This is a genomic window from Mycobacterium neumannii, assembly GCF_002245615.1.
In the GTDB taxonomy this organism is placed as follows: Bacteria; Actinomycetota; Actinomycetes; order Mycobacteriales; family Mycobacteriaceae; genus Mycobacterium; species Mycobacterium neumannii_A.
Map to the genome: position 1 here is coordinate 104,406 of NZ_NKCO01000008.1, position 23,037 is coordinate 127,442.

22 protein-coding genes and 1 riboswitch are annotated in these 23,037 nt (G+C 67.9%); of the genes, 3 read left to right on the plus strand and 19 right to left on the minus strand.

Annotation, left to right across the window (positions count from 1 at the left end):
- Window positions 1-83 precede the first annotated feature (83 nt).
- The 13 genes from gcvP to CEX88_RS12005 form a co-directional block, all read right to left on the minus strand.
- The gene (gene gcvP / locus CEX88_RS11945) at window positions 84-2,930 is read right to left on the minus strand and encodes an aminomethyl-transferring glycine dehydrogenase (protein WP_094293649.1); all 2,847 of its coding nucleotides are present in this window, start codon (window positions 2,928-2,930) and stop codon (window positions 84-86) included.
- Between the two features lie 181 nt (window positions 2,931-3,111).
- Window positions 3,112-3,210: riboswitch (glycine riboswitch) on the minus strand.
- 66 nt (window positions 3,211-3,276) lie between these two features.
- A complete protein-coding gene (locus CEX88_RS11950) occupies window positions 3,277-3,912 on the minus strand; it encodes a MerR family transcriptional regulator (protein WP_064418507.1) in 636 nt (211 codons plus the stop codon).
- 224 nt (window positions 3,913-4,136) lie between these two features.
- The gene (locus CEX88_RS11955) at window positions 4,137-4,631 is read right to left on the minus strand and encodes a bifunctional nuclease family protein (protein WP_059098552.1); all 495 of its coding nucleotides are present in this window, start codon (window positions 4,629-4,631) and stop codon (window positions 4,137-4,139) included.
- A 60-nt stretch (window positions 4,632-4,691) separates the two neighbouring features.
- Complete coding sequence (gene ftsR, locus CEX88_RS11960; protein ID WP_066843949.1) at window positions 4,692-5,441, minus strand: transcriptional regulator FtsR; 750 nt, start codon at window positions 5,439-5,441, stop codon at window positions 4,692-4,694.
- A 31-nt stretch (window positions 5,442-5,472) separates the two neighbouring features.
- Window positions 5,473-5,952: a glycogen accumulation regulator GarA gene (gene garA / locus CEX88_RS11965; RefSeq protein WP_064393704.1), complete on the minus strand. Its 480-nt coding sequence runs from the start codon at window positions 5,950-5,952 to the stop codon at window positions 5,473-5,475.
- Between the two features lie 132 nt (window positions 5,953-6,084).
- Window positions 6,085-6,480, minus strand: a complete 396-nt coding sequence (gene gcvH, locus CEX88_RS11970; protein ID WP_064393703.1) for a glycine cleavage system protein GcvH — start codon at window positions 6,478-6,480, stop codon at window positions 6,085-6,087.
- A 47-nt stretch (window positions 6,481-6,527) separates the two neighbouring features.
- A complete protein-coding gene (locus tag CEX88_RS11975; RefSeq protein WP_066843952.1) occupies window positions 6,528-7,379 on the minus strand; it encodes a DUF881 domain-containing protein in 852 nt (283 codons plus the stop codon).
- A 15-nt stretch (window positions 7,380-7,394) separates the two neighbouring features.
- Window positions 7,395-7,727, minus strand: coding sequence for a small basic family protein (locus CEX88_RS11980; protein WP_066843955.1), 333 nt, complete (start codon window positions 7,725-7,727; stop codon window positions 7,395-7,397).
- 21 nt (window positions 7,728-7,748) lie between these two features.
- Window positions 7,749-8,666 (minus strand): DUF881 domain-containing protein, encoded by a 918-nt coding sequence (locus CEX88_RS11985; protein ID WP_066843958.1) that lies wholly within the window; start codon window positions 8,664-8,666, stop codon window positions 7,749-7,751.
- On the minus strand, window positions 8,663-9,289 hold the full coding sequence (locus CEX88_RS11990) for a CDP-alcohol phosphatidyltransferase family protein (protein WP_066843961.1): 627 nt from the start codon (window positions 9,287-9,289) through the stop codon (window positions 8,663-8,665). Before CEX88_RS11990 ends, CEX88_RS11985 begins: the two co-directional genes overlap by 4 nt.
- A 9-nt stretch (window positions 9,290-9,298) precedes the next feature.
- Window positions 9,299-11,620, minus strand: coding sequence for an accessory Sec system translocase SecA2 (gene secA2 / locus CEX88_RS11995; protein ID WP_094293703.1), 2,322 nt, complete (start codon window positions 11,618-11,620; stop codon window positions 9,299-9,301).
- A gap of 75 nt (window positions 11,621-11,695) precedes the next feature.
- The gene (locus CEX88_RS12000) at window positions 11,696-12,538 is read right to left on the minus strand and encodes a GNAT family N-acetyltransferase (RefSeq protein WP_094293650.1); all 843 of its coding nucleotides are present in this window, start codon (window positions 12,536-12,538) and stop codon (window positions 11,696-11,698) included.
- A 130-nt stretch (window positions 12,539-12,668) separates the two neighbouring features.
- Window positions 12,669-14,321, minus strand: a complete 1,653-nt coding sequence (locus CEX88_RS12005; RefSeq protein ID WP_066843966.1) for an acetolactate synthase — start codon at window positions 14,319-14,321, stop codon at window positions 12,669-12,671.
- Between the two features lie 19 nt (window positions 14,322-14,340).
- On the opposite strand from CEX88_RS12005, the gene CEX88_RS12010 reads away from it, so the two are divergent.
- Together CEX88_RS12010 and CEX88_RS12015 are read left to right on the plus strand one after the other, a co-directional pair.
- Window positions 14,341-15,957: an FAD-dependent monooxygenase gene (locus CEX88_RS12010; protein WP_094293651.1), complete on the plus strand. Its 1,617-nt coding sequence runs from the start codon at window positions 14,341-14,343 to the stop codon at window positions 15,955-15,957.
- Between the two features lie 90 nt (window positions 15,958-16,047).
- Window positions 16,048-17,961, plus strand: coding sequence for an ABC transporter ATP-binding protein/permease (locus CEX88_RS12015; RefSeq protein ID WP_066843972.1), 1,914 nt, complete (start codon window positions 16,048-16,050; stop codon window positions 17,959-17,961).
- On the opposite strand, the gene CEX88_RS12020 is transcribed toward CEX88_RS12015, so the two are convergent.
- From CEX88_RS12020 to CEX88_RS12040, 5 genes are read right to left on the minus strand one after another with little or no spacing between them, the layout of a single operon-like run.
- On the minus strand, window positions 17,958-19,463 hold the full coding sequence (locus CEX88_RS12020) for an FAD-binding protein (protein ID WP_066843976.1): 1,506 nt from the start codon (window positions 19,461-19,463) through the stop codon (window positions 17,958-17,960). The genes CEX88_RS12015 and CEX88_RS12020 overlap by 4 nt on opposite strands.
- Window positions 19,460-19,930 carry a VOC family protein gene (locus tag CEX88_RS12025; protein ID WP_066843979.1) on the minus strand — a complete coding sequence of 157 codons (471 nt, stop codon included), beginning with the start codon at window positions 19,928-19,930 and terminating at the stop codon, window positions 19,460-19,462. Before CEX88_RS12025 ends, CEX88_RS12020 begins: the two co-directional genes overlap by 4 nt.
- Window positions 19,931-19,980: 50 nt before the next feature.
- A complete protein-coding gene (locus tag CEX88_RS12030; protein ID WP_066843981.1) occupies window positions 19,981-20,619 on the minus strand; it encodes an SRPBCC family protein in 639 nt (212 codons plus the stop codon).
- On the minus strand, window positions 20,616-20,954 hold the full coding sequence (locus CEX88_RS12035; RefSeq protein WP_066843983.1) for an ArsR/SmtB family transcription factor: 339 nt from the start codon (window positions 20,952-20,954) through the stop codon (window positions 20,616-20,618). Before CEX88_RS12035 ends, CEX88_RS12030 begins: the two co-directional genes overlap by 4 nt.
- A 31-nt stretch (window positions 20,955-20,985) precedes the next feature.
- Entirely contained in the window at window positions 20,986-21,672 is a 687-nt protein-coding gene (locus tag CEX88_RS12040; RefSeq protein ID WP_066843986.1) for a TetR/AcrR family transcriptional regulator, read from the minus strand.
- 105 nt (window positions 21,673-21,777) lie between these two features.
- On the opposite strand from CEX88_RS12040, the gene CEX88_RS12045 reads away from it, so the two are divergent.
- Complete coding sequence (locus tag CEX88_RS12045; protein WP_066843989.1) at window positions 21,778-22,218, plus strand: nitroreductase/quinone reductase family protein; 441 nt, start codon at window positions 21,778-21,780, stop codon at window positions 22,216-22,218.
- On the opposite strand, the gene CEX88_RS12050 is transcribed toward CEX88_RS12045, so the two are convergent.
- Entirely contained in the window at window positions 22,215-22,910 is a 696-nt protein-coding gene (locus CEX88_RS12050) for an Rv1815 family serine proteinase (protein ID WP_094293652.1), read from the minus strand. The two genes, CEX88_RS12045 and CEX88_RS12050, sit on opposite strands and share 4 nt — an antisense overlap.
- Window positions 22,911-23,037: the final 127 nt, after the last annotated feature.

Consider the following 23,037-nt stretch of genomic DNA (forward strand, 5'->3'; position numbering starts at 1 on the left):
CCTAGTCGCCGAACGTGGGTTACCGGCACACTTTTCTCGCGTTGGGCGTGCGGGTAACCCACGTTCGGCGGGCAGTTGGGTGGTTACGCGAAGGCCTCGACGGGCGGGCACGAGCAGACCAGGTTGCGGTCGCCGTACGCACCGTCGATGCGACGCACCGGCGGCCACACCTTCGGGCGGTAGTTCTTGCTCAGCGGATAGGCCGCCTCCTCGCGGGTGTAGGCGTGCTTCCAATCGTCGATCAGCAGGGACTCCGCGGTGTGCGGTGCGTTGCGCAGCGGGTTGTCCTCGGCGGGCCAGGTGCCGTCGCCGACCTTGTCGATCTCAGCGCGAATCGCGATCATCGCCTCGCAGAACGCGTCGACCTCGGCGAGGCTTTCGCTCTCGGTGGGCTCGACCATCAGCGTGCCCGCCACCGGGAAACTCATAGTGGGTGCGTGGAAACCGTAGTCCGCCAACCGCTTTGCCACATCGTCGACGGTCACGCCGGTCTGCTTGGTGATGGTGCGCAGGTCGAGGATGCACTCGTGGGCGACCATGCGGTTCTCGCCGGTGTAGAGCACCGGATAGTACTCGTCGAGGCGGCGCGCGATGTAGTTGGCCGACGCGATGGCGGTCAGCGAGGCGGCGCGCAACCCGCCTGGGCCCATCATCCGGATGTAGGCCCAACTGATCGGCAGGATCGACGCCGACCCGTACGGCGCCGCCGACACCGTGTAGGTGTCCGGTAGCTCCTCGGCGAGCGGATGGCCGGGCAGGTACCGCGCCAGGTGCGCGCGCACCGCGACCGGGCCCACACCGGGGCCGCCGCCGCCGTGCGGGATGCAGAACGTCTTGTGCAGGTTGAGGTGGCTCACGTCGCCGCCGAACCGGCCGGGCCGGGCCAGGCCGACGAGCGCGTTGAGGTTGGCACCGTCGACGTACACTTGACCGCCCGCGTCGTGGACCGCCGCGCAGATGTCGGCGATGTCGTGCTCGTACACCCCGTGCGTCGACGGGTAGGTGATCATCAACGCCGACAGTCGATCCGCGTGCTCGCTCACCTTCGCGCGCAGGTCGTCGAGGTCGACGTCGCCGTTGGGTCGGCACGCCACCACCACGACACGCATGCCCGCCAGCGCCGCCGAGGCCGCATTGGTGCCGTGCGCGCTCGACGGGATGAGGCAGACGTTCCGGTCGGGCTCACCGCGCTCGGCGTGATACGCCTGGATCGCCAGCAGGCCGGCGTACTCGCCCTGCGAGCCCGCGTTGGGCTGCAGCGACACCGCGTCGTATCCGGTGATGTCGATCAGCCACTGCTCCAGGTCGGCGATCAGCTTCCGCAGCCCCGGGGTGTCGGATGCGGGTGCGAACGGATGCTGGCGCGCGAACTCCGGCCAGGTGATCGGCTCCATCTCGGCGGCCGCGTTGAGCTTCATCGTGCACGATCCGAGCGGAATCATGCTGCGGTCCAAGGCGATGTCCTTGTCGGCCAGCGACCGCAGGTAGCGCATCATCTCGGTTTCGGTGCGGTACCGCGTGAACGCCGGATGGGTGAGGAACTCCGAGGTGCGTGTCGCGATGCCGGGGCCGTCGAACTCCGAATCGACCGGCGTCGCCGAGAAGGCCGACAGCACCGCCTCGACATGCGCAGCGGTGGTCGCCTCGTCACTGGACACCGAGACGTGGTCGTCGTCGACCAGCCAGACGTTGATGCCGCGTGTCTTGGCGGCCTCGCGCACCGCCGCTGCCCGGCCGGGCACCTTGGCCAGAACGGTGTCGAAGAACTCGCGGTGCACGACCTCGACCCCGGCTGCCGTCAACCCGGCCGCCACCGCACGCGCCCGCTGGTACACCCGGCGGGCGATCCCGGTCAGGCCGTCGGCGCCGTGGTAGCTGACGTACATCGCGGCCATCACCGCCAGCAGCACCTGCGCGGTGCAGATGTTGCTGGTGGCCTTGTCGCGGCGGATGTGCTGTTCGCGGGTCTGCAACGCCAACCGGTACGCCGGCGCGCCGTCGGCATCGAGCGACACCCCGACAAGGCGGCCCGGCAGCTGGCGCGCGTGCTTGGCGTGCACGGCCAGATATCCCGCATGGGGTCCACCGAAACCCATTGGCACACCGAATCTCTGGGTGCTTCCGAACGCGACATCGGCGCCGATCTCACCGGGCGGGGTGAGCAGCGTCAACGCCAGCAGGTCCGCACCGATCGCGACCAAAGCGTCGCGGTCATGGGCTTGGGCGACGAGCTCGCTCCAGTTCACGACGGCGCCACTGGCTCCCGGCAGTTGAGCGATGACGCCGAAGAAGTCGCCGTCTGGCAGTCCCTGGGTCAGATCGGCGGTGACGATCTCGATGCCGAGCGGTTCGGCGCGGGTGGCCAGCACCGCGGCGCTCTGGCGGAACAGGTCGGCGTCGACGGCCAGCCGGTTCGACGGCCCGCGCACTGCGCGGTGCATCAGCGTCATCGCCTCGGCGGCCGCCGTGCCCTCGTCGAGCATGGACGCGTTGGCGACCTCGAGCCCGGTCAGATCGGTCACCATGGTCTGGAAGTTGAGCAGCGCCTCGAGGCGGCCCTGGCTGATCTCCGGCTGATACGGGGTGTAGGCGGTGTACCAGGCGGGGTTTTCAAGGATGTTGCGGCGCAACACCGGCGGGGTCAGCGTGTCGTAGTAGCCCTGGCCGATCATCGACACGGCCACGGTGTTCACGTCGGCGAGCGCGCGCAGTTCGGTCAGCGCCTCGTCCTCGGAGGCGGCCGCGGGCAGCCGGTCGAGCCCCGGGGCCAAATCGTCGGCCGACAGCGCGTCGAGGATGCCCGACGGCAGCGCCTTCTCGGCTAGTTCGTCGAGCGAGGAGACTCCGATCGTCTCGAGCATGCTGGCGACGGCGTCGGCATCCGGTCCGATGTGGCGGTCGGCGAAATCGGGCTGATGGTGATCGAACACTCGGGCTACTCCAGACGCGTGCAGGCAGAGGACCGCTGGGTTCCTCCCCCTCTGTCGTCGACCCGCTGCGGGCGCCTGAGAGATTCGGCGATCACGACGGTGCGAGAAGCGCCTTTCCCCATGGGCGGGCGAGGGCGGCCGGGCGGACCCGACCGGAGCTCACCGCTTTCCAGAGGCATCGGGGTCTCCTGCGGTCCTGGGTGCCTGAGAGGTTGACGGAGAGGTGTTGCTCCTTCGGCGTCCGTGACTGGCCGCCACGAAACTCTCCCGCACAAGCGCGATGCGCTGACGAGTTTACCGTCAGAGGCGCTGACCTCGACAGCGTGCGGGTGCGTGGCCCGGAATCTCAGCCGATCTTGCGGTCGCGGTGCTTACGCCGCGAGGCCAACTCGTCCTCGGGCGCCGCGATCGACTCGCCGCCGTCGGCGCGCTCACCGGGGAAATCGGCGATAGCGCCGGTCAACTCCCGCATCGCACCCGAAACCGCGATGCCGAACACGCCTTGGCCGCCCTGCAGCAGGTCGACGACCTCTTCGGCCGACGTGCACTCGTAGACCGTGGTGCCGTCGGAGAACAGCGTGATGTTGGCCAGATCGCGAACCCCGCGCTGGCGCAGGTGGTCGACGGCGACGCGGATGTTGTGCAGCGAGATACCGGTATCGAGCAGGCGTTTGACGATCTTGAGGACCAGGATGTCCTTGAACGAGTACAGCCGCTGGCTGCCCGAGCCTGCCGCGCTGCGGATGGACGGTACGACCAGCGACGTCCGAGCCCAGTAGTCGAGCTGGCGGTAGGTGATGCCGGCGATCTGGCAGGCGCTGGGGCCGCGGTAGCCGACGAGCTCGTCGGGAACGGAGTTGTCGGGGAACAGCCCGGCCTGGACGGGTTCTCCGGCCGGCTCCGGGGTGGTGGTCAGTTCCGAATCCGCGGGGCCGCTGGCAGCGGTGAGGTCCAGCTGCTCCTGACGTGGCGTGTCTCCCACTTCCAGATTCCTCTCGCCGATCGAACCCGCCTCTGTGACCTGCGTGGGGCACACATCTGCCAAGCCCGAGTGTGTCGAGCATACGCTTCTCGCCGTCCGCGGACTGCCCATCAGTGGTCCGGCCCCCAAAGTATGGCTGCCCGATTCGCCGATGGGGAAACCCTGCGCCGCGTGTCGAAGCGACGAGACGTTTCCGTGACAAACCCGCAGGACGTCGGCCGCCTCTAGGTGGCCTTGAAGTCGTCCGGTGAGACGCTGTCGAGGAACTCCTTGAACTTCTCGACCTCGTCCTCGCGCACCGCGCCCGCCGCTTCGTCGTCGTTCTCGTCGGGAATGATCAGCCCGGCCTCCGCCAGCACCGCTTCCTCGACGTAGATTGGCACCCCGACCCGCAGCGCGATCGCCACGGAATCCGACGGACGCGCCGAGACCTTGATGTCGCGGTCGAAGATCAGGTCGGCGTAGAAGGTGCCCTCCTGCAGGTCGACGATGCGCACCTCTTTGAGCGAATGACCAAGCGCGGCAATGACATCTCGAATCAGATCGTGTGTCAGCGGCCGGGCCGGCTCGACGCCCTGCTGTTCGAGCGCGATCGCGGCGGCCTCCGACTGGCCGATCCAGATGGGCAGATACCGGTCGCCGTTGGACTCCCTCAGCAGCAGGACCGGCTGGTTCTGCGGCTGCTCCACGCGAATGCCGACCACACGAACCTCACCCATCTGTGTCTGCCCTCCGCACCGAAGAAGCGAGCTTCATAGCCATCGCTTCGAGTCTAATCCTCAGCGATCCAGTACGTCGCGCACAGCCGACTTGATCAACGATGTGTGCAATGTGATCGCCAAGGCCGCCACTTCACGTGCCAGGTCGTCGGCCCGGTCGCGGGCGCCTGCCTTGTTGGCCTTGACGATCGGCCCCGCGATCTGGGCGATCAGATCGGACTGCCGATCGGCCGCCGACCGGAACGCCCGCAGGTGCCGGGGCTCGACGCCGTAGTCCTCCAGAGCGCGGGCGCACTGGGCGATCACCACGGAATGCTCGTCGAAGAATCCGCCTCGTCCGGGCGTGATGATGCCGGCCTTGACGAGCGCGCCCAGCAGTTCTTCTCCGACGCCCGAGCGGGCCAGCAGATCCTCCCGCGACAGGCGCACCTGCGTCGGGGCCACCGCCGCCGCACCACCGGGAGCGTCGGCGCCGTCTGTGCCGTCTGAGGACACCGGAACCAAACGCGGTACGCCGTATGCCGATCCGTTCTGGGGCAGCTCGCCGTTGGGCTGTGCGTCGAGCTGTGCCTTGATCACCTTCAGCGGCAGGTACTGGTCGCGCTGGGCGGTGAGGATGAACCGCAGACGTGCGCAGTCGTACGCAGTGAACCGCCGGTAACCCGACGCGGTGCGCTCGGGGGTGACCAGGCCTTCGGCCTCCAGGAATCGGATCTTGGAAATGGTCACGTCCGGGAAGTCCGGTCGTAGCAGATCGAGGACCGCTCCGATCGACATCCCAGTGAGCGCGGGAGTGTCGGGTGCGCCCATGGTTACTCTTCGCGCATGCGTTGGTCGACCACTAGCCGGCCTGACCGCTGTCGTCGTTCTTCGGGCCGGTGAGGAACACCAGGCGGAACTTCCCGATCTGCACCTCGTCGCCGTTGGCCAGCACCGCCGAGTCCACCGGTTCGCGGTTGACGTAGGTGCCGTTGAGGCTGCCGACGTCGACCACCTGGAACTCACCGCTTTCGAGGCGGAACTCGGCATGTCTGCGGCTCACCGTGACGTCGTCGAGGAAGATGTCGCTGTCGGGATGCCGACCGGCCGACGTGGTGGGCTGGTCGAGCAGGAACCGCGATCCCGCGTTCGGCCCGCGCTTGACGACCAGCAGCGCCGATCCGGCGGGCAGACCTTCGACGCCCGAAACGGCGCCCTCGGTGCCAGCCGTGGCCGGGGCGTCCAGTTCGTTGAGGAAGTCGGCGCGGAAGACGGACGTCGTCTCCACGGTGACTTCGTCAGACGTCTGGTCGGTCCCAGAGTTCTGGTCGTTTTCCGTCACCCGCTGCTCCTAACTGGCTGCTGTGGCGATACCGCGTCTGATGTCGACCGTACCGCGCGGCGAGCGCGATTGTGCCCACCACCGCCGGATCCGCCCTAGTTGGCGTCCGGTCTGCAAAACCCTAACAACCCGTCACTCGCTCACTGTGCTGCGGTAGCCGTCGGCGTCCAGCAGTGTGCCCAGCCCCTGCTCCAGGGCGGCGGGGTCGGCCTGCAGCTCGACCAGCCAACCCTCCCCATAGGGATCGGAGTTAACGAGCTGCGGACTTCCCTCGAGATCACCGTTGACCGCAACGACTTTCGCGGTGACGGGGGCGTAGAGGTCCGACACCGACTTGGTGGACTCCACCTCGCCGAACGACTCGCCGGCAGTCACCTCGGCACCGACGTCGGGCAGCTGGACGAACACCACGTCACCGAGTGCCGACTGGGCGTAATCAGTGATACCGACGCGCACGGTGTCGTCGCCGGTGCGCAACACCCACTCGTGTTCTTCGGTGTAGTGCAGGTCGGCTGGGATTTCGCTCACGGCGCTCCTCGTTGTTCAGCGGTTCGGCCCGGGTTGGCAACTGACCCTTATTTGACTGGCTGAGCGTATTGGCGCTGTTTCGGTTGTCGCAAGGCGGTCACGTCGACGCGGTCGGACTGCTGCACAGCCATGCTGCCGCCGACCCGTTCGACGCTGTCCATGGCGCCGCCGGGAATGGTCATGGCCGCGGCCAGGGTGGGCGGATCGCCAATGGCCAGAACCGAATACGGGGGGCTCATGGTGACGTCGTCGATCACCAGGGCGCCCGGGTTGCCGACGACCCAGGTGTCGACGCCGACGCGCACCGCGGTCTGCGCGTCGGCTCCCCCTCCGCGGATCTCCATTGCCTCGGCGCCGGCGTTGCGCAGTTCGTTGATCACGTCGAGCAGCGTTTCGGCGGGCACCCCGGGCGCGGTGTCGGTGATGGTCAACGTCACACCGGGGCCGGTCGCGGGCACGGTGCCGATCAGGATGGACAGCGCGGCGAGCCGGGCCTGGGCGTTCTCGATGGCGGCCTGGTCGCTGCTGCCGGAGGCCTGCAATTGCGCCAGGGTGCGCTGCAGATCGTTCACCTCGGTGTTCAGCGCAGCCTCCCGCTGTTGCAGCGAGTCGAGCAGCACCAACAGGTCAGCGGGCCGGGCGGTCTCGAGCGAGTCACCGGACTCGTTCTGTCGAACCTGGGTCACGATCGCCACACCGAGCAGTACGCACAGCACCACGGCCAGCGCCCCGAACACCACCTGGGAGCGGCCCCTCCGCATCACCCCGGCGATTCCGCCCGCGCGCAGATCGCCGATGTCCTGAGACGGCTCGTCGGGTGGCAGTTCGTGGCGGCCGCCGCCGGCGCGACGGTCGTCGTTGTCATCGGGTAGGGAATGCTGCGGTGTGTGCTCATTCATGGGCACTCCTCGTCATCACGCGCCGAACAACCTGCGGCGCAAAGCGGCTGCGTTGCCGAAGATCCGGATTCCGAGCACGACGATGATCGCCGTCGACAACTGCGTGCCGACCCCCAACTGGTCGCCGAGGTAGACGATCAGCGCGGCGACCAACACGTTGAACACGAACGACACCACGAACACCTTCGAGTCGAAGATGCGCTCCAGGTACGCGCGCAGGCCGCCGAAGACTGCGTCGAGCGCGGCGACGACCGCGATCGGCAGGTAGGGCTGGACGAACTCGGGCACGTCGGGGCGAAACACCAGGCCGAGCACCACGCCCACGATCAGTGCGGCGATTCCGATCATGTGTCTGACTCCATGTTCGTGTCATTGCCCAATCTGCTTGGCGAAGTTCAATTCTCGGACCGAGCCTGCGGGCAGCTGCAGCCCGTCGCCGGTGCTCACGCTCACCCCGACACCGTAGGAGGCCTCCAGCAGCCGCAGCCGCTGCAGGCCCGGGCTGCGATCGAACACCTCCTGCATCGCGTGCGGCGGTCCGATCGCGAGGACGACATAAGGGCTGTTGATCGGTTGATTGTCGACCAGGATGCCGCCGCCCGCCTGTCGGATAGTGACATTGGGGCCGATCCGCACACCGCCGACCGACAGCGCTTCGGCGCCGCTGACCCACAACGAGTTGACGACCAGTTGCAGGTCGCGGTCGAGAATCACCTGCCTACTGCCCGGGACCCGTTCTTTGGACACGTCGCTCAGGTTGGCCGACGACGCGCCCGGGTCGGTGACGGTGATCGTCAGCCCGGGCCCGATCACGGGCGTGGCCGCGGCGGCGAAGCTCGCCTCGTCGAGGCGGCTGAGCAACTGCTGGCCGCGTGCGTCGCCCTCCAGGCGCCTGCGGCGTTCGTCGTCGACCTCGGCCGCCAGTGTGTCCCGGCGCTCGGCGGCCGCGGTGGTGTCGGCCTGCGCCGTCCGCACGCTGCCCGCAAGCACATGCTGCGTCTCCTGGACACCGGGTGCGGTCGCGCGCGCCTGGGCCACCGCGGCGGCGAACACCACCACCAGCAGCAAGGCACCCGCCAGCTGCCAGACCCACTGTTGCCACTTCGGCCGCTCGCGGCCGGCGACCTTCGCCTCGGCGGCCGCGGCGTACCCCGGATCGAGGTGATCGGTCAGCAGCGACCGCAGCAGGGACGGCACCGGAATCTTGGTCGGCCGGTTCGCCTCGTGGGCGTTGCGGCCCGACTCCGGGTCATAGCCGCCGAGTGTGTTGCGGAAACTCTGCGTCATCGCGACACCTTCGGCAGTTGGCGCACCACCATGCCCACCTGGATCAGGTAGAGCACCCCTGACCACAGGTACATCAGCAGACCCCAGATCAGAAAGCCCCACCCGATGGCCAGCACCACCCGGCTCCACGTGGCGTCCCACTGCCCCAACAGGATCAGCGGCAGACCCGACATCAACGCGAACGTGGCGGCCTTGCCGATGTAGGTGACCGGCAGCGCGGTCAGGCCGCGGCTGCGCAGCAGCGGCAGCGTCGCGGCCAGCACGGCGTCACGCCCGATCAAGGTGAGCACGATCCACCACGGCAGCGACCCGTGCAGCCCCATGGCGATCGGGACCGTCAGCATGTAGATGCGGTCCACGGCGGGATCGAGCAGCTCCCCCAGCCGCGATGACTGGTTGTCGACCAGCCGGGCGATCTTGCCGTCGGCCCAGTCGGAGAACCCGCTGAACATCAGCACGGCCACCGCCCAGGCGTTGGCATGCACCACGAGCAGCAGCCACAGGAAGACCGGCACCAGCACCAGACGCACCGCGCTGAGCACGTTGGGCACGGTGAGCACCCGGTCGCGGGCCTGACCCGCCCCCTCCGGCGGCGAAGGCACCTGGCCATGCGCCTCGGTCATGGGCTAAACCTAGCGGAACACGCCCGGCAGGCTCAGCGCCGAGAGCGAGTCGTCGGCCAGTGGGTTGTCGTGCACCATGTACGTCCACGTCGAGGTCGGCCGGGCCAGCTTCGACAGGTCCACGCCCGGCTCGTCCTCGATCGACGGCGCGGTTTCAAACGTCTGCTGGGCCGCCTCTATCGCGTCGGCGGCCAGCGATGCGAACGCGTCGACGGCCATGCGATGGAACTCGTCGATCGGGGTCTGGTTGCCCAGCGCCCGCAAATGGATGCTCTCGCGGATGTCGGCCAGGTACGCCAGGTGGTCAGCCCAGCCCCGGTCGAGGTGGTAGAGCATGATCAGCCGGCAGATCGTCTCCAGCTTCTCCTCACCGAGCCGTTCGACGACCTCCTCGTAACGCTTCGGCGACAGCTCGGCGAGCTCCTCGCGCGCTGTGGGCGCGCGCAGCAAGGTGTTTCGTCGTTCGACGATGATCGAGCGCTGCTGAGCGATCAGCTGGTTGTAGCGCCAGTTGGTGGCGTGGATGTCCAGCATCCGGCCTTCGGCGACGCGCTGGGCGTGGTCGAGCAGGCTGGCGGCCTTGGGGCTGACGACGCGGCCGTCCTCGTCGGTCTCCATCGGCAGCTTGTTGGGTTCCAGATGCGCGACGACGTCGTCTTCCCAGCTCGAGAAGAACACCGACGAGCCGGGATCGCCCTGGCGCCCGGCGCGGCCTCGCAACTGGTTGTCCAATCGCTCGGTGTGGTGGCGGCCGGTGCCGATGACGTGCAGCCCGCCGAGTTCGGCGACCTCATCGTGGTCGGCCTCGTCTGAGCCCCCGAGCCTGATGTCGGTACCCCGGCCTGCCATCTGCGTGGACACCGTGACGCTGCCCAGCGTGCCGGCCTCGGCGATCACCGCGGCCTCTTCGGCGTCGTTCTTGGCGTTCAGCACGACTGCGGGAACACCTGCCTTGACGAGCTTCTCGTGCAGCTCTTCGGATTCCGCGACGTCGCGCGTGCCGACGAGCACCGGCTGGCGGGTCTGGTGAACCTCCTTGATGTGCTCGACGACCGCGTCGTTCTTGGCGGCCGCGGTGACGTACACCCGGTCGGGCTCGTCCTCGCGGATGTTCGGCTTGTTCGGTTCGATCGGTGACACGCCGAGCTTGTAGAACTGGCGCAGCTGTTCGCCGGCCGCCAGCGCGGTGCCGGTCATACCGCACACCGTCGCGTACCGGTTCACCAGCGCCTGGACCGTGATGGTGTCGAGCACCTCGCCGGTTTCGGTGGTCTCGATGCCCTCCTTGGCCTCGACCGCGGCCTGCAGGCCGTCGGGCCAGCGCTGCAGCTGCGCGATGCGGCCGCGCGAGGCGTTGATCAGGTGCACAGCGTCGTCGCGGACGATGTAGTGCACGTCGCGTTGCAGCAGGACGTGGGCGTGCAGCGCCACGTTGATCTCGGTCAGCGTGCCCGAGACGTGCTCCTCGGAGTACAGGTCGATGCCGCCGAGTTTGGCTTCCATCTTCTGGGCGCCGATCTCGGTGAGATGGACGTTGCGGCTGTCGGTGTCGGTGTCGTAGTCGACGCCGGGGGTGAGTTCCCCGACCATGCGGATGATCTCGACCTTGGGGGTCTCGCGGTGGGTGGTGCCGGCCAACACCAGCGGCACCAACGCCTCGTCGACCAACACCGAGTCGGCCTCGTCGATCAGCGCGACGTCGGGGTTCGGCGAGACCAGATCGGCGACGTCGGTGACCAACTGGTCGCGCAGCACGTCGAACCCGATCTCGTTCACCGAGGCGTAGGTGACGTCGCACTGGTAGGCCGCGCGGCGCTCCTCGGCCGTCGAACTCTCGGTGATCCAGCCGACGGTCAGGCCCAGCGCCTCCAGAAGCGGGCCCATCCATTCGGCGTCGCGGCGCGCGAGGTAGTCGTTGATCGTGATGACGTGCACACTGCGCCCGCCCAGGGCGTAACCGGCCGCTGCGATCGCACCCGAGAGCGTCTTGCCTTCACCGGTGGCCATCTCGACCACGTCGCCCGCGAGCATGCGCAGGGCACCCAGAAGCTGAACGTCGAATGGCCGCAGCGAGGTTTTGCGCTCGGCGGCCTCGCGGGCAATCGCCAGAAACTGCGGGATGTCGCTCGACTCGGCGAGGTCGTCGAGGTTGAGCAACTTGGCGGCCTTGGCCAGCTTTTCGTCGTCGAGCGCCGCGGCCTTCTCGTCGAAGTCCGCCGAGTTGCGCACCTGCGCCATCGATTGCGCCTGGCTCCGGTCGGTGCTGGCGCCGAGCAGCTTCCAGAACCTATTGCTGACACGACCTGAAGTGCGGGTCTTCGTCTTTGCCACACCGCTACCGTACGCGCTGCGCTCCTGGCCGCGGGCGCGCGTGCCCGCTTCGCGACGCCGCATTTCGCCAGCAGCTCAGGGTTGGTCGACCGCGCGGAAGTCGATGCGGGCGAAATCGCACACCGGCTCGAAGCCGATCTTTCGATAGATCGCGTTCGAGGTCGGGTTGGCACGATCGGTGAACAGCACCACCGCCGCGTCGGCACGCTCCAACGAGGCCCGGGAGGCCGCGGCGGTGACGGCCGAGCCGTAGCCATGGGCCCGGTGCTCCGCCGGTGTGAAGACCGGGCCGATGCGCGACACCCCCGCCACCGGCGCATGCAGCAGCGCCGTGCTGACCGGTGTGCCGTCGACGTCCCACATCAGGAACCGGTCGCCCCGGACGGCGGCGGCGTCGACGAAGCGAGCCCTCGCGGCGTCGTCGCGGGGGTGGCCGAACGTCTCGCCGAAAAAGCGCTCCATCCAGTCGGTCAGGAGGGCGCGATCGGTCTCGTCGGCCCATCGGGGCGCTCCTGCAACGCCGGTCGGTGGCTGCAGGGTTCCCAGCCGGTAGAGCCGCTCTTCGAGCGTGACGCCGCCCGGATGCCCGCCGTGCGACTGCCAAGCGTCGGCGATTGCGACGGCCACCTGACGGAGCCCGCGCACCCCGGTCAGATCGGGTCGCCTCCTTAGGAGATCGCCGGCGACGACGTCGGCGCAATCTATCGGAATACCGTTGCACACCAACGGGTATGACGGTGTTTGCATCGCGACGCCGACGACATCCGAGTTTTGCCACACCGACATCAGCAGGGTGCCGTCGGGGATTGCCGCGGCAAGGACTGTCAGCTCGACGGTGTTGGTGACCGGGTCGCGCCGGTACACCGGTTCGGCGATTGTGCGGAACTCGTCGGCGGAATCGTGAATGTCCACCTCCATGAGTCCAGCATGGCCCGAACGCCGAACGGGTCGAGCGATTTTCGTCGCGTTCGCTGCGGTGTGAGGGTGCGCAAAGTGCTGAGATTTGGCGGCGTTTCGTGCGCAAACACGCGCGCTCGCGGAAATAGGGCTAGGCGAGGTTGGAGCGACGGGGGTAGGCCACCGTCGGATCGGTCAGCACATTCACCACCGCGGGCAGCGCCGAGGAGAAGGCGCGCTCGAGGGCGGGTCGCAGTTCGGCGGGTGCCGACACCAACTCGCCGTGTCCGCCGAGCGCGGTCACGACCTCATCGTATCGGGTGCCCGGCCGCAGGTCGGCCACCACCGAATACCCGTAGATCGCCTCCATCGGATGCTTCTCCAGCGCCCAGACACCGTTGTTGCCGATCACCGAAACGACCTGAATCCCGTGGCGCACCAACGTATCCCACTCCATACCCGAGAACCCGAACGCCCCGTCGCCCTGAAGCAGGATCACCTGGCGATCGGGCCGGGCCAGCTTGGCGGCCAGGGCGTAGCCCGGTCCGGAACCCAGGCAGCCGAACGGGCCGCTGTCGAGCCAGGCGCCGGGCACGTAGCTGTCGATGACGCGGCCGGCATAGGAGCCGAAGTCGCCTGCGTCGACCACCACGATCGCGTCGCGGTCGAGCATGGCGCTGATTTCCGCGTACACGCGCATGGGGTGTAGCGGCGTGCGGTCGTCGCGCAGTTCATCGGCCTCGGAGGCACGCATCGCGGTCTCGGTGGCACGCAGGTCGGCGATCCAGGGTTCGTGATCGTTGGCGCCGACCGTCGACAGGGCGGACAGCGTGGCGCTGATGTCGCCGTACAGGCCGGCGGCGACCGGTCGCGGGGCCGGTCGATCCGGGGCGCATCGGTCGACGGCGATCAGCGCGGTATCTGCGCCGAACACACCCCCGAAGCCCAGCCGAAAGTCCATCGGCACGCCGATCACCAGCGCAACATCTGCCTGCTTCAACGCCTTTGACCGCGCCCTGGAGAACGCGAGCTGGTGGTCGGCGGGGACCGTGCCGCGGGCCATCCCGTTCATCAGCACCGGAATGCGCAGCGCCTCGGCCAGATTCAGCAGCGCCGTCTCGGCGCGCCCCCACCAGACGTTGGTCCCGGCCATGATGACCGGCCGTTGCGCCTCGGCCAGCAGGCCAAGCGCAGCGCTCAACGCGGCACCGTCGGCCTGCACCACCGCGGTCGGTTCGCTCAGCGCTCCTGGCGCGCCGGTGTCCGCGGCCTCGCTGAACACGTGGTCCATCGGAAAGTCGACGAACGACACACCCGAGGGCCCGCCCGCCGTCCCGGCCGCGGCGCGCAGCGCGTCATCGACCAGTCCCGCAACGGCATCCGGCGCCTGCGCGGTCGCGGCGAAGCGGGTCAGCGGCGCGACGAACGGGACGTGGTCGATTTCCTGCAGGCTGCCCTGCCCCCACCGCATGGCCGGTGCGCGACCGCCGAGGATAACCAGCGGTGACTGGTTCTGCTGCGCGGCGGCCATCGCGCTCATGCCGTTCGTGACACCGGGCCCGGCCGTCAACGCCGCGACACCCGGCACCCGGGTCACCTTGGACCAGCCCTCGGCGGCGAACGCGGCGGTCTGCTCGTGGCGGGTGTCGACCAGCCGGATGTTCTCCGCCCGGCAACCGTCGTAGACCGAGAACAGGTGCCCGCCGGAAAGCGTGAACACCGTGTCGATTCCGCTCGCCCGCAACCGCCGCGCGATCAGATGCCCCGCGTTCACGGTCGACGGAACCGGCGCGTCGCTGCTCATGGTGGCAGCATAACCACGCGTGAGGAACCCCGAGGAAACGCAAGTGTTGATCGCCGGCGCCGGGCCGGTCGGTCTCACCGCCGCCATCGAGCTGGCCAGGCGCGGCGTCGATTGCCGTATCGTCGACTCGCTGCCCGAGCCGCCGCGGCACGCCAAAGCCGTTGGTGTGCAACCACGCTCACTCGAGGTTTTCGAGAACATGGGCATCCTGGGACGGATCCTCGACGCGGCGACCCCGATGCGCGGTCAGCTGGTCTACGTCAACGGCGAACAGGTCGCGAAGGCCGACTTCGACGTCCCCGCCGATGTGCCCTTCGGCTTCGTCGCGATTCCTCAGTACGCCACCGAAGCCATCCTGCGCGACGAACTCGCGGCGCGCGGGGTGCGCGTCGAGCGTGGCTGGCGACTGACCGGCTTCGACCAGGACGCCGACGGCGTGAGCGCGACGCTGATCGGCGACGGTGAACGCACTGTGCGGGCCGGCTACCTCGTCGGCGCGGACGGCGCGCACAGCACGGTACGCAAGGCCCTGGGGCTCACCTTCGAGGGCGGCGCGTTCGCCGAGCAGTACATGCTCGGAGACGTCGACGTGGACTGGTCGCTGCCGCGCGGCTACGCCGTCCGGTCGATGCACCAGACCGACGGCACCACGGACGATCTGCTGGTGTGCATACCGCTGCCCGACGCTGCGCGGGCGGACTCGAAGCATCACCGCCGGTACCGGATGTCGATGCTGGTGCCCGACGAGTTGGCCAGCGCACCCGCCGACGGTGTCGCGCACGGCTTCGAGGGTGTCCGCGCGCCCGAACTGCACCACATCCAGGCCGTCCTGGACCGGCTCTCCCCCGAACCGACCACCGCGCGCAACCTGCGTTGGTCGTCGGTGTTCCGGATCAGTCACCGCATCGTCGACGCCTACGGGTGCGGTCGGGTGTTCGTCGCCGGTGACGCCGCCCACATCCACCCGCCGACCGGTGCGCAGGGGATGAACACCGGCATCCAGGACGCCCACAACCTGGCCTGGAAACTGGCGTTGGCGGTGTCGGGCGCCGCGACGCCCGATCTGCTCGACAGCTACGACGCCGAACGCCGGCCGGTCGGCGAGGAGGTGGTCGGGCGCACCGTGCGCAGCGCCCGCGACGGCATCGGCGCCGACTCGACCGATCCGCAGTACGTGATCCGCCGCGAGGCGCAGTTGCTCATCGATTACGCGGACAGCCCGATCGTCGCGTCGGGTGCAGGACGCCGAGCCGACGACGCGAACGGGCTGACACGCGACACCGTGACCGGCCCGCTGCGGTTGTTCCAGCTCTTCGGCCGCGACCACACCACGCTGTTGTACGCGGGTGCCGGCTGTGGCCCCGCCGACGTCGCGGACTTCGAACGTGCCGCCGCAGCGGCGATCGCCGTCGCGGGCGAGCGCGTGACCGTGCACCTGGTCGCCGCGCCCGACGCCGACGTCGCCGACACGGCGCTGCCGCTGATCCGCGACGCAGACGGACAGTTCGCCCGCGCCTACCACTGCGCCGAGCGGGCAATGTTCGTGGTGCGGCCCGACGGCTATCTCGGTTACGCGGCGGCGCATGTCGACGCCGAAGACCTGGCTGCCCATCTGCGCTCCACATTCGCCCGATGAGCGCACGTTGTCCGACTCGCGGCCCGTGGTTGGTCCCTCTGAAACGCCTGCGGCGGTCGGAGAAGGTACCTTGCCGGAGTGAATGAGGGAATGTTCACCCCGACGCTGGACTGGGGCAGTGAACTGTGGATATCGCTGGTGTGGATCGCCCGAGCCTGGGCGATCACAGCGGTGTGCACTCTGATCGTCTTGGTGCTCATCGCGAAGTTCACCGAGTGGGGCCGTCAGTTCTGGCGGATCACCGGCGACTACTTCAAGGGTCCGGAGAGCGTCAGGATCTGGCTGTGGCTGGGCACGCTGCTGCTCTCGGTGATCATCGGGGTCCGCCTGACGGTGCTGTTCACCTTCCAGGGCAACGACATGATGACCAGCTTTCAGGTGGTGGCGTCCGGCCTGGGCACCGGCGACGACGCCATCCGGAACTCCGGCAGGGACGGGTTCTGGTTGTCGATGATGATCTTCGCAATCCTGGCCGTCATCCACGTCGCGCGGATCATGCTCGACCTCTTCTTGACCCAGCGGTTCATGTTGGCCTGGCGGGTCTGGCTCACCGACCGGCTCACCAGTGACTGGTTGGACGACAAGGCCTACTACCGCGGCCGATTCATCGACGACACCATCGACAACCCCGACCAGCGCATCCAGTACGACATCGACATCTTCACCGCCGGCGTCGGCGGCCTGCCGAACACACCCAACAACACCTCGACAGCCACGCTGCTGTTCGGCGCGATCAGTGCGATCGTCTCGATGGTCTCCTTCACCGCGATCCTGTGGAACCTGTCGGGGACGCTCACGCTGCCGTTCATCGGCGACGTGCCGCGGGCGATGTTCTGGATTCTGTTGGCGTACGTGCTGCTCGCTTCGGTCTTCGCGTTCTGGATCGGCAGGCCGATCATCTGGCTGTCGTTCTACAACGAGAAGTTCAACGCCGCCTTCCGCTATGCGCTGGTGCGCCTGCGCGACGCGTCCGAGGCGGTCGCCTTCTACCGCGGCGAGATCGCCGAAAGGTCAGGGCTGCGGCGGCTGTTCGCGCCGGTGGTCAGCAACTACAAGCGCTACATCAACCGCATGATGGGCTTCTACGGCTGGAACCTGTCGATGGACCAGATCATCGTCGTGCCGCCCTATCTGCTGCAGTTTCCCCGGTTCTTCACCGGTGAGATCACGCTCGGCGCGATGAGCCAGACCGCGGCGGCGTTCGGCAACATCGAGGCTGGCCTGTCGTTCTTCCGCAACGTCTACGACCAGTTCGCCGGTTATCGGGCTGCGATCATCCGGCTGCACGGCCTGGTGGTCGCCAACGATGAGGGCCGGGCGCTGCCCGAACTGACCACCGCGCCGTGCGCGGACGGCACCGTCGAACTCTCCGCCGTCGAAGTCCGCACTCCCGATGGCCGACAACTGATCAGACCGCTCGACATGCGGCTGGAGGTCGGTGACTCGTTGGTGGTCACCGGCAAGTCGGGCAGCGGCAAGACCACCCTGCTGCGCAGCCTTGCGCAGCTGTGGCCGTTCACCTCGGGCCGACTGACTCGCCCGTGTGGGCCCAACGAGACGATGTTCCTCTCGCAGATGCCGTATGTGCCGCTGGGCGATCTACGCACCGTGGTCAGCTACCCCAACGAAGTCGGCGACATCGATGACAGGACGTTGAAACACACGCTGCACAAGGTGGCGCTGCCGCATCTTGCGGACCGCCTCGACGAGGTCGACGACTGGGCCAAGGTGCTCTCGCCCGGCGAACAGCAACGGATCGCGTTCGCCAGAATCCTGTTGACCAAACCGAAGGCCGTGTTCCTCGACGAGTCCACGTCGGCCCTGGACGAGGGCCTGGAGTTCATGCTCTATCAGTTGGTTCGCACCGAACTGCCCGACACCATCCTGGTCAGTGTGAGCCACCGCAGCACGGTCGAACAGCACCACACCCACGAACTCGAGCTGCTGGGCGACGGCGACTGGCGACTGGGTCGCGTTGAGGGTGACGAACCGGCGAAGGTCTAACGCGCCACAGCGTGTGCGCCCGCGCGCCTGGCTGCGTGCTCACCCGCCCGCCGCCCGAAGAACGACCCTTCGCCGAGTTGGGTTCCGCTGGCGTAGCCCTTGCCGTCCTGGGCGATGTTGGACGCGCACGCTCCCGCCGCATAGAGGCCTGAGACGGCGGAGCCGTCCTCGCGCAGGACCTCTCCGTCGATCGACACCGCCAGTCCGCCCATGGTGAAACCCGAGTACATCGCGCGCCCCAGCGACAGGTCGAACGCCGCGAACGGGCCGGTGTCCTGGGCTGCGACGTAGTCGGGTTGTTTGTGGAAGTCGGGATCCTCACCGCGAGCGGCGAATTCGTTGTACCGATGCAGGGTCGCGACCAGGTTGCCCTGCGGAATACCGAGCGCCGCTTCCATTTCCTCCACGGTCTCCCAACCGTCGATGAACTTGATCAGCGGCATCTCGGGCATCTCCATGTGGGCCTCGTCGACGACGAGATAGGCCGTCTGCTCAGGCTGTTCGAGCACGAAAGCCGAAGTGCGCGAATGGTATGAGTCCTCGGCGACAAAGCGGTGGCCGTACTTGTTGACTATCACACCGGTGAGCAGGATCTCCGGCGGATACGCCGCGGCGGTGATGAACAGCTGATCCATGTTCTTGGCGACGCCGCCCGCCGAGATGCCCATCCGGATACCCAGGCCGTCATCGTTCGGATTGCCCAGGATGTAGGGCTCCACCTCGCCGTGGTGCTTGGTCTTGCGCTTCTGGCCGAGCGCCGGCGTGAGCTCGGCGACCATCTCGGGGTTCATCGCGAACCCGCCCGCGGCGATGATCACCGCCTTCGCCTTGATCGCGCCCGTCTCGCCGAAGTGCTTCCAACGCACGCCGGCCACCGACCCGTCGTCGACGACCAGATTGGTCACTCCCGTCTCGTAGCGGATCTGCACACCGAGCTCGGTGGCGCGCTTGACCAACAGGTCGATGACCATCGCGGCTCCCCCGAGCTCACCGGGTACCGGCACCGAATGGCCGCGCGGTGCCGGTTTGGCCTGCTCGCAGAACGGCCACACCTTCTCGTTGCCCGTGTACGAGAGGCCTTCAGTGCCCGGCGGCACCACCACCTTGCCCGGGTAGTAGCTGCGCTCGAACTGAAAACCCAAGTCCTCCAACCAGTTGAAGTGTTCGACGCTGCCGTCGCAGTAGGCGCGGATCTTGTCGAGCTCCGGATCACACGACACTGCGACGAGGTAGGAGTACATCTCGTCGGCGCTGTCCTCATGACCGGTGGCCTGCTGCACCGCGGTCCCGCCACCCAAATAGAAGTGTCCGCCGGCCATCGAGCTGGTCCCGCCGGCGTCGGCGGCCTTCTCCAGCACCAGCACCCGAGCGCCCGCGGCGGCGGCGCTGACCGCTGCACACCCGCCTGCGATGCCGAATCCGACCACCACGACATCGAATTCGTCGGACCACGACGCGACATCGGCGGCGTCGACGGTGTCGGGAATCTCAATGGTGCTCACTGCTGCTCCTGTTTGATGTAGTCGAAGAATGCCCTGATCTCGTCGGGGATGTGGGCGATCTCCAGGTACGGCACACCGGCGGCGGCGATGTAGGCGAACTCCATGCCACCGGGCATCACGCCGCGCTGCACCGCCTCGGCTTTCCGTTCGGTCAGTGCCGCTTCCACGTCGTCGACCTCGATGCAGATGTGGTGCATGCCGGGGCCCGCGGTGTCGAGAAAGTCGGCGTAGATATTGCGCCCCGAGACCGGTGCGATCAGTTCGAGCTGCGTGTCGCCGGCGTAGCTCAGCGAGATGTCGGCCACGAAGTCGGCGGGTTCACCGCGGTACGTGCACGCCTCCGGGGCGAAGTGGACGCCGGGCATGCGCACCCACTTCTTGGCGCCCAACATCGAGGTGAGCGCGCTCTCGGTGGCCTCGAGGTCCCGCGTCACCCACGCGATCTGGACAGGTGTCTGGGCAAGCATCGCGTCGAGAATATCCGCGGGCTGTCCACTTGGCTAGAACGTGTTCTAGTTCAGGCCTCGCCGTAGTACGCCTTCAGGCACCGGTCGGCAGCCTCCCGCGCGGCGGCGGGGTCGGCGCCGGAGGCGATGTTCGCCTCGTACCAGGCGTCGTTGGACAACGCCAGAAAGCGTCGACCCTCGGCGGTGGTGACCCACTGTGCCCCGAACTCCGGGTCGACCGCCTCCCCGGTGGACAGATGCATCGCCAACCCGAGCACCATCGAGTCCCAGCCGATGCCCACGGCGCCGGGGCCGAACTGCAGCGACATCTCGTCGCCGACGACGGCGATGTGCTCGATGACCAACTGTGCCCGGTCCGCGCCCTGGTCGCTGACGCTGACCTCGATCCAGCTGGTGTTGCCGCCGTACTCCCAGGTGGCGGTGAAGCTCTTCGGCGGGTCGCACGTCAGGATCGTTCCGCCGGCGTTGCCGTGCAACTGATAGCTGCCACCGACCTTCAGGTCGCCCGAGATCGGCATCAACCACCGCGGGATGCGCTCGATGTTGGTCACGGCATCCCACAGATCCGCCTGATCGGTGTCGTAGGTCTGCTTGATGGTGACGACGTGTGCCTCGCCGGCGTCGATCGTGCGTTTCCCGACGGTGCGTGCGACGGCACTGATCTGGTGGTCCACGTCGATCTCGGTCATGTTGCCTTCTTTCGTCGTTGTCGCTTACCGCGCGCGATCTCGGTGCCGAGTGCATCGAGCTTCGGCGACCAGAACCGCCGGAAGCCGGCGAGCCACTCGTCGGCGTCGCGCATCGCCGCCCCGTCGACGGCGTAGAGACGGCGCTGACCGTCCGGCCGCACCGAAGTGAACCCGTTGTCGCGCAACACTTTTAGATGTTGCGAGACCGCGGGCTGGGTGATCGCGAACTCGTCGCCGATGGTCTCGGCGATGGCTCCTGCGGGCTGCTCGCCGTCGGCCAACAGCTCGAGGATCCGGCGGCGCACCGGATCGCCGAGGACGTCGAACGCGTGCACCCCTTCAAATTAAAGTCACAACTTATATAAGTCAATGCTTATCTGATTGCAGTGCGTCGATCAGCAGGCCGATCTGCAGATCGAAGACCGCCGCGGGATCGGTCAGCGTGTCGGGCCCGTACTGGCCGAACACCTCGAGGCTGATCGCACCGACCAGAGCCGCCCATGCCAGGAAGCTCTTGGCGATCGCGCCGTCGTCGCCCCCGAAGTCGAACTCGTCGCGCAACGCCTCGAAATCCGACGACAGCGGTTCGTCGACAACCGTTTTCGACGAGGGGATGTCACCGGCGGCGATACCGGCGCCGACCACGTCGAACAAGGCAGCCACGACGCGGGTCCCCGGGCCTACGGTGCGTTCTCGGGGCGCCTGGTATCCGGGCACCGGGGTGCCGTAGAGCAGCGCCCACGAGGCGGGCTCCTCGACCGCCCATCGGCGGGCGGCGTGCGCCATCGCGCGAAACTGCTCGCGCCACGGTGTGCCTTCGCCTCGGGCGTGGTCGACGTGATCGGCGAGTTCGGAATATGCATCGACCAGCAGCAGCGTCAGCAGTTCGTCGCGGCTGGACACGTAGCGGTACATCGCTGAGGACACCATGCCGAGGTCGCGGGCGATCGCCCGAAGCGAGAGCCCGGCCGCGCCGTCGGTCACGAGGTGACGCCGACCCAACTCGATGATCTGCTCCTCGATCCGCTGCCGGCTCTCGGCCCGTTTGCCCATGTGCCGAGTGTGACACAAAGCGAGATCACTGCTCTTGATTTTGTCGCGGCGAGGTGGCACCCTCAGTTAGAGAGCACCGCTCTCTGATCGAGGAGGTCCTTTGGGATGACAACGCGCTACGACGAACCGACGCGGGCCGCCCGCGTCATCAACCACGTCTTCCGCTGGCTGGCCGAGGCCGGTGTCAGTGTTGCCGGGACCAAGGCGCTCTCGGTGCGAGGCCGCAAGACGGGCAAGCGCCGAAGCGTGGTGGTCAACGTGCTCCCGGTGGGCGGTCGCGACTACCTCGTCTCCCCGCGCGGTCACACCCAGTGGGCCCGCAACGCAAGGGCGGCCGGCGTCGTCGAGGTCGGTCCGCGGTGGCGCCGCCGCGAGGTGCGGATCGCCGAGGTGCCCGACGAGGTCAAGCCCGAGCTGCTCGTCCGCTACCTGGACCGCTGGTTCTGGGAGGTCAAGGGACACGTCGGCGGTCTGACGCCGACGTCGTCACCGGAGGAGTTGCGCGCCGCGGCGCCGTCGATTCCGGTGTTCGAGCTCGTGCGTTAGGGCAGGGATACGGAGCCGACGTTGGCGGATGCGGCGGAGATGACGGCCTCGCTGGCCTGTTGGCTCGCCGTCTGCCAGGACACCGCGGCCGGATACTGGCCCCACGTGCTGTTGAACATGCCGATCAGCACCGCCCGGTTGTCGGGGGTGATCACGTACACCGGGCCGCCCGAGTCGCCCTTCTGGCTGACCACACCGTTGGCCATCGTGAACCAGCCGTTGTTGACGGCCTCGACGTTGCCGCAGCTCTCGCCGGTGACCACGCCGAAATGGCACACCGGCTGCCCGGCCGTCGGCACGACACCGAGGTCGGCCACCAGCACCTTGCCGCCCGGCAGCACGTCGTTGACCGCGACGTCGGGTGCGAGCGCGATCGCCTCCCAGTCGGCGATCTGGTGATTGGTGTCGACGGTCGCACCGTTGGGGGTGTTGTCGCGGTACACCGTCTGCATACCGATGAGGTTGCCGTTGCGGTCGCGCACCGGCCCACTGCCTCGGCAATGGCCTGCGGTGAACGCGATCCGGGTCGCCGGATCGACATAACCCAGCGTGCAGACGTTGTTGTCCTGGCGAATCTCCATGCCGGGATAGACCAGGACGCCCGGGTTGGCCTGCGCGGGCGCCGACATCAGCGCAACCGCGGTGATCGGGGCGGCCAGCGCCGCCAGTACCCGTAGCGAATGTCGGCGCACTGTCGTCTCCGCTCGTCGTGCCGATGAAGTTTCGGCACCGGCGCGTTGTGAGCCGCTTACCGGGTCGGGAGAGCCGACAATCACCGCCCGACCAGGAGCAACCACTCGACGATGGTCCCGTCACTTG